Source organism: Bacillus sp. SCT118 (genome assembly GCF_058566435.1).
In genome coordinates this window covers 1,964,252-1,979,550 of record NZ_CP191225.1, presented here as the reverse complement: position 1 = coordinate 1,979,550, position 15,299 = coordinate 1,964,252, and the positions used below count along the sequence as shown (strand labels likewise).

Genomic DNA, 15,299 nt, shown 5'->3' with positions numbered 1-15,299 from the left:
CGGCTGGCTCATCAAATATTCAGCTGCACAAATGCTTTGTCAGCACCGCCTGAACCTCGCTTAAATCGGTGTCTTTCGCAAATTCTAATTCGAACGTTTTGCTTCTTGTCATCAATAAAAGCCCAGTGTCCGGATCAAACATTCCCGCTTCTTGGATGGCAAAGCTTTCAATTGTTTTATATGGAAGAAATACACGAACCTTCTTTTTAGAAAACATTTTATTGTCAAAGAAAATGATCCGCTTATTTGTAAAGCAAATTTGGTCCACTCGGAGCTTATAAATCGATTCTATTCTTTCCCCTTCAACGAGCAAAGCCTCAAGCTTCTTTGCGTCCGTTGATCTGCTAACAGAAAAAATACCCAATGAAGAACCCCTCTTTCTGCATTTATCTATTTGTTTTATCATTCACTACATAAAAATAAGTCCTTTATCCCTATATAAGAATACGACATAGAAGACATTTAAACCATTACGAACAGATTACATTTTTCAAATTTTTGATTTGTTTTTTGGCTTTTAAGCTGTTGTCATCAAGTAATACGCACATATAGAGAAAAAAGTTTCAATATTCAGCAATGTTTTTATAAAAAAGTGGTTTTTAATGATTTTTTTAATTTTGTTTTATATTTCCTGTTTTAACCACAAAAAAACCGCAGCTGAGCTGCGGATTATGTATCGATGTTTTAACAAAATCTGTCTGATGCTTCAAGGAAGCATTACATCTCTTCGAAGTATTCTTTATAATAGCCGCCGACTTTATTCGTATTGTCGACCACAAAGAGAAACTCCTCTGTTTCATTTTTTACTTCATATTCTTTTCCCGGCGTTAAAACGCGGTTTACGATATATTTTTTTGCGTTTGTCTGCACACACTTTACTTTTTTAATTGTTTCTTTTTCAAGCCAATTTTTATGAATCATGATGAAATCTCCTTTTCTTATCTATAAGCTTATTGTAGCTTTTTTCTTTTGTAAATTGCAATATCGGTTATTCATTGATTTTGCCTTGATTTCTATTATAGAATGTTTGTATACGCTTACGTTTGAAGCAACTATCACAGCTTATTTCTGCTATTCAATCCAGGAATCAATGTGCTATCACCAAGAATCTCAGAACAGACCATAAAAAATGACTGGAGGTTTGTTACGGATGAGTTCTTTAACGATGCAAGTGACGAAAAGGCTGGAGACATTTTTACAGGGAACGAAGAAGCTTTATATTGACGGAAAGTTTGTTCCGAGTGCCTCAGGGGCAACCTTTGACACTCCAAACCCGGCGACCGGCGCAACCTTGATGACGCTGTATGAAGCCCAGGCTGCGGATGTGGACAAAGCGGTTAAAGCTGCCCGGAAAGCCTTTGACCAAGGTGAATGGAGAACAATGTCTCCAGCTTCGAGAAGCAGACTGATGTATAAGCTGGCGGACTTAATGGAAGAGCATAAAACTGAGCTTGCTCAGCTTGAAACACTTGATAATGGGAAACCGATCAATGAAACGACTAATGGAGATATTCCGCTGGCTATTGAGCATATGCGCTATTACGCCGGCTGGTGTACAAAAATAACAGGACAGACGATTCCGGTTTCCGGCGCTTATTTTAATTATACGCGTCATGAGCCTGTCGGTGTCGTCGGCCAGATCATTCCATGGAATTTCCCGCTCCTGATGGCGATGTGGAAAATGGGCGCGGCACTTGCAACAGGCTGTACAATCGTCCTCAAACCGGCTGAACAAACACCGCTTTCAGCTCTTTATTTGGCAGAATTAATTGACCAAGCCGGTTTCCCTGCCGGTGTAATCAACATCATTCCAGGATTCGGTGAAGATGCGGGAGAAGCGCTGACGAACCACGAAGCGGTTGATAAAATTGCCTTTACCGGTTCCACTGAAATCGGAAAGAAAATCATGTCCACCGCAGCGAAAAGCATTAAGCGTGTTACATTGGAGCTGGGCGGAAAATCGCCTAATATTCTTCTGCCGGATGCGAATTTGAAAAAAGCCATCCCGGGCGCTTTAAACGGTGTGATGTTTAACCAGGGCCAAGTCTGCTGTGCGGGCTCACGTGTCTTCATTCATAAAGACCAATATGATGAAGTTGTTGATGAAATGGCGTCCTATGCTGAGTCACTCCGCCAAGGAGCGGGACTTCATAAAGATACTCAAATCGGGCCTCTCGTAAGCAAGGAACAGCATGAGCGCGTTCTTTCTTATATTCAAAAAGGAAAAGATGAAGGAGCAAAAGCAGTGACCGGCGGAAGCTGTCCTTTTGAAGCAGGATATTTTGTCGCACCGACTGTGTTTGCGAATGTTGAAGACGAAATGACCATTGCAAAAGAAGAAATTTTCGGACCCGTGCTGACTGCAATTCCGTACGAAACAGTCGATGAAGTTATTGAACGGGCAAACCATTCAGAATATGGGCTTGCGGCCGGACTATGGACAGAGAACGTCAAGCAGGCACACTATATCGCGGACCGACTTCAAGCCGGAACCGTTTGGGTGAACTGCTATAATGTGTTTGACGCGGCGTCTCCATTTGGCGGTTATAAACAGTCAGGACTCGGACGAGAAATGGGATCATATGCCTTGGATAATTACACAGAAGTCAAAAGTGTATGGATAAACCTTGAAGACTAACATGTATGTTTAAAAAACTGCTGCCTGCCAGCAGTTTTTTTCTTTCTGTAATGGCAGTAAAAGACGCTGAATATATATGCTTCTGAAGGAGTTGAACGTGATGGGCACACTTCAGGAGAAAGTGAGGCGTTTTCAAAAGAAAACCATTACGGAGTTAAGAAACAGGCAAAATGCTGATGGTTCATGGACATTTTGCTTTGAAGGACCAATCATGACAAATTCCTTTTTTATTTTGCTCCTTACCTCACTAGATGAAGGCGAAAATGAAAAAGAACTGATATCATCCCTTGCGGCCGGCATTCATACAAAACAGCAGCCCGACGGAACATTTATCAACTATCCCGATGAAACGCGCGGAAATCTAACGGCTACCGTCCAAGGATATGTCGGGATGCTGGCTTCAGGATGTTTTCACAGATCTGAGCCGCACATGAAGAAAGCTGAACAATTTATCATCTCACATGGCGGTTTGAGACATGTTCATTTTATGACAAAATGGATGCTTGCCGCGAACGGGCTTTATCCTTGGCCTGCTTTGTATTTACCATTATCACTCATGGCGCTCCCCCCAACATTGCCGATTCATTTCTATCAGTTCAGCTCATATGCCCGTATTCATTTTGCTCCTATGGCTGTAACACTCAATCAGCGATTTGTCCTTATTAACCGCAATATTTCATCTCTTCACCATCTCGATCCGCATATGACAAAAAATCCTTTCACTTGGCTTCGGTCTGATGCTTTCGAAGAAAGAGATCTCACGTCTATTTTGTCACATTGGAAACGCGTTTTTCATGCACCATTTGCTTTTCAGCAGCTGGGCCTACAGACAGCTAAAACGTATATGCTGGACCGGATTGAAAAAGACGGAACATTATACAGCTATGCGAGCGCAACCATATTTATGGTTTACAGCCTTCTGTCACTTGGTGTGTCACGCTACTCTCCTGTTATCAGGAGGGCGATTACCGGCATTAAATCACTGGTGACTAAATGCAACGGGATTCCTTATCTGGAAAACTCTACTTCAACTGTTTGGGATACAGCTCTAATCAGCTATGCCCTTCAAAAAAATGGTGTGACCGAAACGGATGGCTCTGTTACAAAAGCAGCCGACTTTTTGCTAGAACGCCAGCATACCAAAATAGCAGATTGGTCTGTCAAAAATCCTAATTCAGTTTCTGGCGGCTGGGGGTTTTCAAACATTAATACAAATAACCCTGACTGTGACGACACAGCAGCCGTTTTAAAGGCAATTCCCCGCAATCATTCTCCTGCAGCATGGGAGCGAGGGGTATCTTGGCTTTTATCGATGCAAAACAATGACGGCGGATTTTCTGCTTTCGAAAAAAATGTGAACCATCCACTGATCCGCCTTCTGCCGCTTGAATCCGCCGAGGACGCTGCAGTTGACCCTTCAACCGCCGACCTCACCGGACGTGTACTGCACTTTTTAGGCGAGAAAGTTGGCTTCACAGAAAAACATCAACATATTCAACGCGCAGTGAAGTGGCTTTTCGAACATCAGGAACAAAATGGGTCATGGTACGGCAGATGGGGTGTTTGCTACATTTACGGCACTTGGGCTGCTCTTACTGGTATGCATGCATGCGGGGTTGACCGAAAGCATCCCGGTATACAAAAGGCTCTGCGTTGGCTCAAATCCATACAAAATGATGAGGGAAGCTGGGGAGAATCCTGCAAAAGCGCCGAAATCAAAACATATGTACCGCTTCATAGAGGAACCATTGTACAAACGGCCTGGGCTTTAGACGCTTTGCTCACATATGAAAATTCCGAACACCCGTCAGTTGTGAAAGGCATGCAATACCTTACCGACAGCAGTTCGCATAGCGCCGATAGCCTCGCGTATCCAGCAGGGATCGGATTGCCGAAGCAATTTTATATTCGCTATCACAGTTATCCATATGTATTCTCTTTGCTGGCTGTCGGGAAGTATTTAGATTCTATTGAAAAGGAGACAGCAAATGAAACGTGAATCTTATCAAACGGAGATGTTCAATTGGTGTGAAGCCCTGAAAGATCAGATTCAAAAGCGAGGTCAGCTTGACCAGTTTGAAGATCAAATCGACAAGATGATTGAGGCTCTGGAAGATGACCAAACAACAGAAGAAGATTGGTATAAACAGGCCGCTGCCCTTTATCGGGATATTACAGAATCAGATGATACAAGTGAAAGACGCGCTTATGTTCCTATAGGGAAACACGTGCTGCCAAAGCTTCCTTACAAATACTCCGCCTTAGAACCTTATATTTCACGCGATATTATGGTCCTTCATCATACAAAACATCATCAAAGCTATGTCGATGGCCTGAACAAAGCAGAATCAGAGCTTAAAAAAGCGAGAGCAACAAAGAATTATGACTTAATCACTCATTGGGAAAGAGAGCTTGCGTTCCATGGAGCAGGCCATTATTTGCATAGTATTTTTTGGTTTTCTATGCATCCAAACGGAAAACGGCGTCCTACAGGGGCATTGTTCCAAATGATAGACCTTTCATTTGGAAGCTATTCCGCTTTTAAAGAACATTTTACCCAAGCCGCTAAAAAAGTGGAAGGCGTCGGCTGGGCCATTCTGGTCTGGGCACCTCGATCAGGACGGCTGGAGATTTTAACGGCAGAAAAACACCAGCTCTTCAGCCAATGGGATGTAATCCCCCTTTTACCGCTTGACGTATGGGAACATGCCTACTATTTGCAATATAAAAATGACCGGGCCAGCTATGTCGACCACTGGTGGAATGTCGTGGATTGGCGCGAGGCAGAAAAACGTTTTGAGCAGGCAAAAGAAGTCGTTTGGAAGCTCTATTAAAAAAAGCCCCCTTTCCCCGGGGGCTTCGTGTTTTAAAAAATCCCTACCACATGCAAAAACACGATGATGATGGCAACAGGAGATAGATATCTAATGAGCAGCAGCCAAACCGCAAACCACTTTCGTTTGAGATTGGAACCGCTTTTCAGCTCGTCAAACAAATCCTGTTTCGGTATTTTTAGCGGAACAAAAATCGAAATCAGTAACGCACCTAACGGCATTAAAATATTGCTCACAAGATAGTCGGCCGCATCAAAAATAGACAGATGAAATATAGTGACGTCACTTAAGACACCGTATGATAATGCAGACGGCACACCGACAATAAAAATAGCAATTCCGCCTAACCAAGCGAATCGTTTTCTCTTATTGACATCGCCTTTCGAAAGTACTGCGACCAAAATTTCCAGCATTGAAAAAGCAGATGTCAATGCAGCAAATAAAAATAGAAGTAAAAATGCTAATAAAAAGATAATTCCGAACGGCATTTGATTAAACACAGTCGGCAGCACGTTAAATAACAGAACCGGGCCTTGGTCTGGTTTGAGGCCGAATGAAAAGACAGCTGGAAAAATCGCAATTCCGGCCATTACAGCAACAAGCATGTTCATAACAGTTACAGATACAGCGGACTGTACCAGATTTTCCTGTTTCTCTAAATAAGCGCTATACGTTACCATGACAGATACACCGACACTTAATAAGAAAAAGGATTGTCCCATTGCATATAAAATGGTATTGGCATTAATTGCAGTTAAATCAGGCATCAGGAAAAATTTGATTCCTTCCATCGCGCCATCAAGTGTAACCGAACGCACCATTAAAATGATGAATAATAGAAAAAGCGCCGGCATTAATACTTGGCTTGCTTTTTCAATTCCGCTGCTTACCCCTTTTGCAACAACTAAAATTGTTACCACCATAAAGAGCAGCTGGCCTCCTACAGCCAAATAAGGATTTGAAATGGTACTTGCAAATATCGTATCAAAACCAGATGTTTGCGATAAACCGCCAGTGAAGCCTTTTATAATATAAATTAAAATCCATCCGCCGACGACACTGTAGAAAGATAGAAGAATAAAGCATGTCACCATGCCTAAATAACCGATCCAATGCCACTTCGTTCCTGGAGCAAGTGTTTTATAGGACTGAACGGCATCTTTCTGTGTTCTTCTGCCTATGATGAATTCACCTAACAATAAAGGCAGTCCGATTAAAACCGTAAATAAAATAAAAATAAGTAAAAATGCGCCTCCTCCGCTGGTTCCGGCAACATATGGGAATTTCCATATCGCACCAAGCCCGATAGCTGATCCTGCCGCGGCTAAAATAAAGCCGAGCTTCGAAGACCATTGATTTGCTTCCTTCACCGTATCACTCCTATTTGATCTAACCATTATAAAGGTTCATTGTAAGAATATCTTCCTATATAGTCAAGAACATTTTGATTAGTTTACATCATATATCTATAGACATCTGCCAAAAACTAATATTGAATTATTCAGAAAATTATTTATAATAAGAGAATGTTATGAAATTTGTAAGAATTTCTGCTGAAGTTCTTGATAAGTGTGTTAGGAGTGTTTTTATGGACATCATTAGAAAAATAAGTCATTTTGCAGGACAAACCTTTGGCATATGGGTCATTGTTTTTGCAGTGCTGGGATTTTCTTTCCCATCTTTATTTACGTGGATCAGTTCTTATATTACGATTTTTCTTGGCATTATCATGTTTGGGATGGGCCTTACACTGCAAGCCGATGATTTCAAAGAGCTGGTCAGAAAGCCTTGGCAAGTTATTATTGGAGTAATAGCTCAATATACGATCATGCCGCTCGTTGCTTTCGGCCTCGCATTTGGGCTTCATCTTCCAGCTGAAATCGCAGTTGGCGTTATTCTTGTCGGCTGCTGTCCCGGGGGAACTGCATCTAATGTTATGACATTCTTAGCAAAAGGAAATACTGCCCTTTCTGTTGCGGTTACAACAATTTCTACCTTATTGGCACCTGTTGTAACACCGTTGTTGATTATGCTGTTTGCCAAAGAATGGCTTCCTGTCTCGCCGGGGTCTTTGTTTATCTCAATCTTACAGGCGGTTTTATTTCCGATCATTGCAGGTCTGATTGTCAAAATGTTTTTCAGAAAACAAGTGGCAAAAGCCGTACATGCCCTTCCGCTTGTTTCTGTCATTGGCATCGTTGCGATTGTCTCAGCTGTCGTCAGCGGCAATCAGGAAAATCTGCTTCAATCGGGGTTGCTCATTTTTTCAGTTGTTATCCTGCATAACGGTATCGGTTATTTACTTGGGTTTCTTTGTGCAAAGCTTTTAAAAATGGATTACCCGTCTCAAAAAGCGATTGCAATCGAAGTCGGCATGCAAAACTCCGGGCTTGGGGCTGCACTTGCCACGGCTCATTTCTCACCGCTATCTGCCGTACCAAGCGCAATATTCAGTGTGTGGCATAACCTTTCAGGTTCTATGCTTGCAACATATTGGTCAAAAAAAGTGAAAAAGAAACAAGCTGGATCCAAAAGCAGCAATCTATCACTTTAAATATGCATCAAAAAAGGTACATCACTTTATCGTGATGTACCCTTTTTTATTATCCTTCTAATAAAAGCTGTTCAGGATCTTCCAGTAAATTTTTGATTGTCACGAGGAAACCAACCGCTTCTTTACCGTCTACAATTCGGTGATCATAAGATAAAGCGATATACATCATCGGACGGTTTTCGAAACGCTCTTCATCAATGGCTACAGGACGCAGCTGAATCTTATGCATGCCCAGTATACCGACTTGCGGGCTGTTTAAAATTGGAGTTGACATCAATGAACCGAAAGTCCCTCCGTTTGTAATCGTGAAGGAGCCTCCCTGAAGCTCGCTAAGGGTTAATTTATTGTTTCTTGCTTTTTTCGCAAGCTCGCCGATCTCTTTTTCGATTCCTGCAAATGTCAGGCGATCCGCATCCCGCACAACCGGAACGACAAGGCCTTCATCAGCAGCAACAGCGATTCCGATATCGTAGAATTTTTTAACGATCAACTCATCGCCTTGAATTTCTGCATTCAACAGCGGATATTTTTTCAATGCAGCCACGACCGCTTTCGTGAAGAAAGACATAAAGCCGAGCTTCACTTCATTTTGCTCAAAGAATTGATCTTTGCGGCGTTTTCTGAGATTCATGACAGCCGTCATGTCCACTTCATTAAATGTGGTCAGCATCGCTGATGTTTGCTGTACCTCTACAAGGCGTTTTGCAATCGTTTGTCTGCGGCGTGACATTTTTTGCACTTCAACAGGTTTGTCAAAGCTTTGCTGTGCTTTTTGAGCCTGAGGCTGCTGCTTTTGCTGAGGAGCCGGTTTTGATGCCGGTTTTTCGTACGCTTCGACATCCTGCTTGCGCACTCTTCCAAGCGGATCTCCAGTTGGAACTTGAGACAGGTCAATTCCTTTTTCTCTCGCCAGCTTACGGGCCGACGGAGAAGCAATCGTTCTTGATTTTGCTTCAGATTGTGCTTCCTCGCTCACCTCTTGTGCAGCTGGTTCAGCCTGTTTCTCTTCTTTTATGCTTTCCTTGCTTTCTGCTTTCTCTGTAGGAGCAGGGGCAGAACTTTCACCCGCGCCTTCTGAAATCGTACCGATAATTTCTCCGACCTGGACGGTATCACCCGAATCTTTCAATACCTCTTGAAGTACACCCGATTCTTCTGCTGTCAATTCAACATTCACTTTATCCGTTTCTAGTTCAAGCAGATATTCACCCTGTTCTACATAGTCACCAGGCTGCTTTAACCATTGGGCTATTGTTCCTTCTGAGATTGATTCTGCTAATTCAGGTACCTTAATTTCCGCCATTTTTTCATTTCCCCCTTAGTTTTTGCGAGTCAAGCTATCAGATACAATACGTTCCTGTTCTTTTTTATGAACTGTCGGATCTCCCTCTGCAGGGCTGGATCGTCTTCTGCGTCCAATATATTGAACGCTTACTCCCTCTGGTGCAATCTCTGTCAAATACGGGCTGATATAACCCCAAGCCCCCATGTTCTGCGGCTCTTCCTGCACCCAAACGATTTCTTTCAGGTTCGGAAGTTTTGCAAATAATTCTTTGACTCCTTTTGCCGGGAATGGATACAGCTGTTCGATTCTCGCAATGTGAAGCCACTCTTTACCGTCTTCTAACTTATTAAAATGATCGCTAATGTCTATAGACACTTTACCGCTGGATAATACAAGTCTGGTTACTTTTTCATAGTCATGAGAAAGTCCCGACTGTTCATAAACAGGCTGGAAGCGGCTTTCGCTGAGCTCCTGCACTTCCGACACCGTATTTGGGTTGCGAAGAAGGCTCTTCGGCGTCATAATGACAAGCGGTCTGATTTCTTCACGAAGCAGCATTTTAGCCTGCCTTCTTAAAATATGGAAATACTGTGCCGCGCTTGTCAGGTTGGCAACCGTCCAGTTGTTTTCCGCTGCAAGCTGCAGGAATCGCTCGATTCTTCCGCTTGAGTGCTCAGGCCCCTGTCCCTCGTAACCGTGCGGGAGCAGCATGACTAATCCGGATTTTTGGCCCCATTTCGCGCGTCCGGCAGAAATAAATTGGTCAAAATACACTTGAGCAGCGTTGGCAAAATCTCCGTACTGTGCTTCCCACAAAACAAGCGTTTCCGGTGAATGCACGTTATAGCCGTATTCAAAACCGAGAACCGATCCTTCAGACAGCGGGCTGTTATGAACAGCAAATGATGTGCTGCAGTCAGATAAGTGATGAAGCGGCACAAATTCTTTGCCCGTCTCACTGTCATGAAGCACAAGGTTTCTTTGGGCGAACGTTCCGCGCTCGGAATCTTGTCCTGTTAAACGAATCGGTGTTCCGTCTTTCAAAATTGAAGCAAACGCGAGTGATTCTGCCAAAGACCATTCCACTTTTCTGTCATCATCGAACGCCTTGGCGCGTCTTTCTAAAATGCGCTTTAGCTTGCCGAAAACATTAAATGACTCCGGCCAGTTGATCAATTCGCCATTCAGCTTGCGGAGCACATCAAAATCAATCGAAGTGTCCACATCTGGGAAACCGTTTGATACAGGCTCTGGAAGTTCAATTTCACAGGCAGTGTGTTCCTTTTTAGACGGAACTTTCTGATATGCATCCTCAATGCGCTTCGTTACCGATTTTTCGATGTTTTGAACAACTTCCTCGGTAAGCACGCCTTCTTTTACCAGCTTTTCAGCGAAAATTTGTTTGACGGTCGGATGCTTTCTGACAGCATCATACAGCATTGGCTGAGTGGTTGACGGTTCATCCATTTCGTTGTGTCCATAGCGTCTGTACCCGATCAAATCAATCAGAAAATCTTTGTTGAATGTTTTTCGGTATTCGACCGCAAACTTAACAGCTGAAAGACAAGCTTCAGGATCGTCCGCATTCACGTGAACAATCGGAATTTCATAACCCTTGGCCAGGTCACTGGCATATTTTGTCGATCTGGATTCAGCGCTTTCTGTTGTGAATCCGATCATGTTATTGGCGATAATATGAATCGCACCGCCTACTTGATACCCTTTTAAAGAGCTTAAATTCAATGTTTCAGCTACAATTCCTTCCCCAGGGAATGCAGCGTCTCCATGGATTAAAATGGCCAGCGATTTTGTTTCATCTTGTACCGGGTATCCGCTTTGTGTTCGCGTTTCCTGTGCCGCTCTTGTGCTGCCTTCAACAATCGGATTGATAAATTCCAAGTGGCTCGGGTTGTTCGCTAACGTAATGCGCGCTGATTTTGTTTCAGCGTCTTGAAGCTCCCGATTCGCCCCCAAATGGTATTTGACATCCCCTGTCCATCCGTAGCTGATTCCAATTGATCCCTCAGACGGAACAAGATCTTTATTCGGCGCATGCTGGAATTCAGAGAAGATGATTTCATACGGTTTGCCGAGCACATGTGCCAAGACATTCAGGCGTCCCCTGTGCGCCATCCCGATGTTGACACTTGTCGTGCCTGATTTGACAGATTGTGCAATAATGTCATCAAGAACTGGAACAAGAGCGTCCAGACCCTCAATGGAAAAGCGCTTCTGCCCGACGAATGTGCGGTGTAAAAACTGCTCAAAGCCCTCTACTTCTGTCAATCTTTCCAGCACAGCTGACAGCTTTTCAGCTGAGTTCTTCTGGAACAGCTCGCCAGATTCAATCTTTCTTGTCAGCCACTCGCGCTCTTTGAAGTCATGCACATGGTCAAATTCAAAAGAGATGGTTCTTTTATACGTATTTCGTAAATACTGAATGGCTTCTAAACCGTTCGTAATGTTTTTAGGAGCGTCTTTGCAGATGACTGACGCAGGTATTGCTTTTATTTCCTCTTCTGTTAGCCCGTAATCGGATAATGGAAAAAGTTCGCTCTTTTTCTCATCCTTTCTGAGCGGATTGACGGAAGCGTTCAAATGGCCATAGGTTCGGATATCTTCTGCAAGTCTGACTGCGGATGCGATCTTTTGAATCAGATCGGCTGTAACACGTCCCTTTTCTTTTGTTCCCGAGGCCTCTTTTATATCGCTTGGCGGAGCACCGAGCTCGTCGAACATTTCCTTCAAATCCGGGTCAATGCTGTTCGGATCCTGGGTATACTGATCGTAAAGCTCCAGCGCATAGCCGAGGTTCGGACCGTAAAAATCTTCCCAATTCATTCGTTGTTTCATACTATTTTGAAACATATGAATATTACCCCCAACTTAAATAATCAAGTGATTGATTCACTATCTTGAAATAACTTTCGAACGCTGTGTCCAAAATTATGTAATAAAAACGCTTCCAACGATATTTTACCACTGTTTGCAATTTGATTCTACCTTGATTGTTCACAAAATAGTAAAAAACCTTTATAAAAAACAAAAAATTTAATCATTCGAAAAAACAAACGCCAAAAAGCATAGGATTAAGGGCTATCCTATGCTTTTATGAAGCAGTTTTTTCAGCAGCGGATACAAAACATCCGGTAGCTGATCAACATCCGGGACAAATATACTGAATTTTCCGTACATATCCTGGATCGTCTTCATTTGCGATTCTTCTATTTCTGAGTTGGAGAGAAAAACATTTATCACTTCTATTCCTCTTTTTCGGGCTTCGATAACCGCCTCACTTGTATCGACGATCCCATTTTGTTCGTAGCCAAATGCGGCCGGCTCTCCATCTGAGAAAACAATTAAGAACTTTTGCGCCTCGCTGCGGTGCAGCATTTTTTTCGTCATCTGCCTAATTGCGTACCCGTCACGGTTATCTTCCTCTGGCTCAAGCTGCATAATCGCCGGTCCAGATTCTTGTCTTAATGATGATTGGAAGGGAATAACCGTATTGAAATAGTTTGGCTGGCTTGTTTCGGTCGCATCATTTGTGTCCTCCCAGAAACCGACAATCTGATGCGGAACCGCTACCGATTTCAACGCTTCGTGAAACAGCACGATCCCTCGTTTTGTTTCGTCCATTTTGTCGAACATGCTGGCTGAACAATCGACCAGCAATGTAAAAACTGCGTCGATTTCTGAAGACGGTTCTTGCTTTTTGTAGAACAGGCGCGGATTTCGCTCAGTGAAGTAACGAAGAAGCTTATTGTTCAGTCTCCCGGCATGAAGGTCTGTTCTCGGCAATGTTTTTTTATGCTCCAGCGTTTTTTGAATCATTTGTTTCAAACGCTTTTGATACGATTCAATCGTTTTTGCCTGCTGTTTATAAGAAAGCTCTTCTTCACTGGTTGCCGGCTGCGGTTCTTTATAAATTGGAAATGCATATTTATTTTCTTTGCCGTCAGCCATACCCGCTCCGTTCGGCTGGTCTTTTTGGGACTCCAGCGCTTCCAGCTTGGAATAGTCTTTCCGTTTCGTTTGTCTGGCTGATCCTTGAACAGAGCCAAGGGCCTGATCTCCATCGTCGCCTTCCCTTGAAGCATCTTTTCCTAAATCTGATTTTGCGCCGTGTTCAATATCAAATTGAAGGAAGCTTTTAGACGGTGCTTCTGTTTCCCGGTGCCATGTCGGCATTTCTTCTTCATGGATATCCTCATCACCGTCTGATTGTTTTGGAAGCGTGATGTCATCACTCAGCTTCGGCGCTTTTTTCTCTTCTTCAAATAACGGCTGTTCTGCAGCTTTTGCGTAGTCAAGCTCAGGCAAAAAGAAGTAGGTGTTCAACATGTCTTTATCGAGCACCTCTTCAAGCCCATCCATGAGGTCCTCAACAATTTTCAGAACCTGCCGTGTCGAATCTGCTTCATACACACGCAAGAGCTGCTGCTCAATAAACGGGCGCATCAGATCGATATCTTCACGCATGGACGGAAGGGTCTCAAGCGGCGATTCCGCTGTGAGCTTGACATAGATCGCGCAAAAGAGCGCATCGGTAAAAATGCTTCGTTCCAAATTTAAGGTCAGCTGAGTTGAGAAATGTTTTCTGTACATGTCTTTTCGCTTCGCAAATACTTGTTTCGTACCCGGGCGCTCACGTTTGATGCATTCTTCGATTCTAATGTCTTCAAGCAGCATAAAGAGCTGCTTGGCAAAACTTTTAAACGTAAGATGGCGATGGATATCATTCAAAAAGTTCGAATACTCATGCAGCGAGCTATATCTTGTTCCGACTGAACGCAGGTAGACGTCGCTTTTCAGACCCGCTTCCATGTCCTCAGCTGCCCTGTCTTTCCAAAAGTGGCTCATATAGATTTTCTTTTCAAATGGATTGTAATAGGACTGAACGCCATACTCCACTTCTACCGCTTCACTCTTGGTGAGTGTTTTGGCCAAATCAGTCAGCATCATAAATAAAAATGAATCAATCGTGCTGTCGTTAAATTTGATAAATTTCATCGCAGCCCCCTCATTCAAACAGAGTTTCTGCAATATTTCGGACGGCCGCTTTTTCCCGATCATCATCAAGCTTTTCTACAATTCCCCGCTCAATGGCACGACGCGGCGGAATATAAGCAGCTAAATCACATGTATCGATTAAAGCTCTGATGGATGCCGCTTCTTCAGACACCTGTCCGTTATTGGCCTGAACGATCAAGTCAGAGGAAAGCGTGATAAATCTGTCAATCAATTTCTCGTCTTTCAAGGCTGACTGAGACATGAGCACTTGTTTCAGCAGCTCGCCTTTAATATAAGGCACATCAATGATGACAAAACGGTTTTTCAACGCTTCATTCAGAGGAACAGTTCCGACATAGCCTTCATTGATGGCTGCAATGACTCCGAAACCGCTTTTAGCCCGTATGACCTCGCCTGTAAACGGATTTGTCATCATTTTTCTGTAATCTAATACACCGTTTAAAATAGGCAGTGTTTCCGGCTTCGCCATATTGATTTCATCTATATAAAGAAAATGGCCTTCCTTCATTGCCTTTGTAACAGGTCCTGAAACAAACTCGATTGTCGCCTGGCCAGATTGATTTTCAATCGTTTTATAACCGACCAATGCCTCAGCGTCCAAGTCGACTGAACAGTTGACGCTGTGCATCGGTTTATGAAAATAGCTGGACAATGTTTCTGCCAGCTTTGTTTTTCCTGAACCTGTAGGCCCTTTCAGCAGGACATTTTTTCCCATGGCTAATGCAATAATAGCGTCAAATAAAATGGCTTCATCCTCCGCCTCATAGCCTGATGTTCCTATAAGCGATTGAAACTCTGGGGAAATAGGCTGCTCTTTATATGATAAAAGCTTTTGTTGTATATCTTCCGGCAATGTTAAGTGCTGTAGTTGAGTTGTCATAGACAGATTCCCTTTCCTATTCATATTCCATTAACGAGTATACTAAAAAAGCCCCTGTATGCTCAATACAAAAG

11 protein-coding genes are annotated in these 15,299 nt (G+C 43.2%); 4 read left to right on the top strand and 7 right to left on the bottom strand.

The window, feature by feature from the left end; genetic code table 11:
- Nucleotides 1-19 precede the first annotated feature (19 nt).
- Both ACQVGT_RS10385 and ACQVGT_RS10380 read right to left on the bottom strand, forming a co-directional pair.
- Nucleotides 20-364 carry a PH domain-containing protein gene (locus ACQVGT_RS10385; RefSeq protein ID WP_003220141.1) on the bottom strand — a complete coding sequence of 115 codons (345 nt, stop codon included), beginning with the start codon at nt 362-364 and terminating at the stop codon, nt 20-22.
- A gap of 353 nt (nt 365-717) precedes the next feature.
- Nucleotides 718-921, bottom strand: coding sequence for a DUF6501 family protein (locus ACQVGT_RS10380; protein WP_003231245.1), 204 nt, complete (start codon nt 919-921; stop codon nt 718-720).
- Between the two features lie 229 nt (nt 922-1,150).
- On the opposite strand from ACQVGT_RS10380, the gene dhaS reads away from it, so the two are divergent.
- The 3 genes from dhaS to ACQVGT_RS10365 all read left to right on the top strand — a co-directional run bounded on the left by dhaS (nt 1,151) and on the right by ACQVGT_RS10365 (nt 5,472).
- The gene (gene dhaS / locus ACQVGT_RS10375) at nt 1,151-2,638 is read left to right on the top strand and encodes an aldehyde dehydrogenase DhaS (RefSeq protein WP_015483335.1); all 1,488 of its coding nucleotides are present in this window, start codon (nt 1,151-1,153) and stop codon (nt 2,636-2,638) included.
- Nucleotides 2,639-2,738: 100 nt separating this feature from the next.
- A complete protein-coding gene (gene sqhC, locus ACQVGT_RS10370; RefSeq protein ID WP_015483336.1) occupies nt 2,739-4,637 on the top strand; it encodes a sporulenol synthase in 1,899 nt (632 codons plus the stop codon).
- Nucleotides 4,627-5,472, top strand: coding sequence for a superoxide dismutase (locus tag ACQVGT_RS10365; protein WP_015251901.1), 846 nt, complete (start codon nt 4,627-4,629; stop codon nt 5,470-5,472). Before sqhC ends, ACQVGT_RS10365 begins: the two co-directional genes overlap by 11 nt.
- A 32-nt stretch (nt 5,473-5,504) precedes the next feature.
- Here the strand turns inward: ACQVGT_RS10365 and ACQVGT_RS10360 are convergent, their stop codons facing one another.
- Nucleotides 5,505-6,842, bottom strand: coding sequence for a sodium-dependent transporter (locus ACQVGT_RS10360; protein ID WP_015383868.1), 1,338 nt, complete (start codon nt 6,840-6,842; stop codon nt 5,505-5,507).
- Between the two features lie 218 nt (nt 6,843-7,060).
- Between ACQVGT_RS10360 and ACQVGT_RS10355 the strand changes: the two genes are divergently transcribed.
- Complete coding sequence (locus tag ACQVGT_RS10355) at nt 7,061-8,026, top strand: bile acid:sodium symporter family transporter (protein WP_015383869.1); 966 nt, start codon at nt 7,061-7,063, stop codon at nt 8,024-8,026.
- Between the two features lie 49 nt (nt 8,027-8,075).
- Here ACQVGT_RS10355 and odhB read toward each other — a convergent pair whose 3' ends face one another.
- The 4 genes from odhB to ACQVGT_RS10335 form a co-directional block, all read right to left on the bottom strand.
- Nucleotides 8,076-9,329 (bottom strand): 2-oxoglutarate dehydrogenase complex dihydrolipoyllysine-residue succinyltransferase, encoded by a 1,254-nt coding sequence (gene odhB / locus ACQVGT_RS10350; protein WP_015383870.1) that lies wholly within the window; start codon nt 9,327-9,329, stop codon nt 8,076-8,078.
- A 15-nt stretch (nt 9,330-9,344) separates the two neighbouring features.
- Nucleotides 9,345-12,179 (bottom strand): 2-oxoglutarate dehydrogenase E1 component, encoded by a 2,835-nt coding sequence (sucA, locus tag ACQVGT_RS10345; protein WP_015483337.1) that lies wholly within the window; start codon nt 12,177-12,179, stop codon nt 9,345-9,347.
- Between the two features lie 228 nt (nt 12,180-12,407).
- On the bottom strand, nt 12,408-14,324 hold the full coding sequence (locus ACQVGT_RS10340) for a nitric oxide reductase activation protein NorD (protein WP_015483338.1): 1,917 nt from the start codon (nt 14,322-14,324) through the stop codon (nt 12,408-12,410).
- A gap of 10 nt (nt 14,325-14,334) precedes the next feature.
- Nucleotides 14,335-15,249 carry an AAA family ATPase gene (locus ACQVGT_RS10335; RefSeq protein ID WP_010886530.1) on the bottom strand — a complete coding sequence of 305 codons (915 nt, stop codon included), beginning with the start codon at nt 15,247-15,249 and terminating at the stop codon, nt 14,335-14,337.
- Nucleotides 15,250-15,299: the final 50 nt, after the last annotated feature.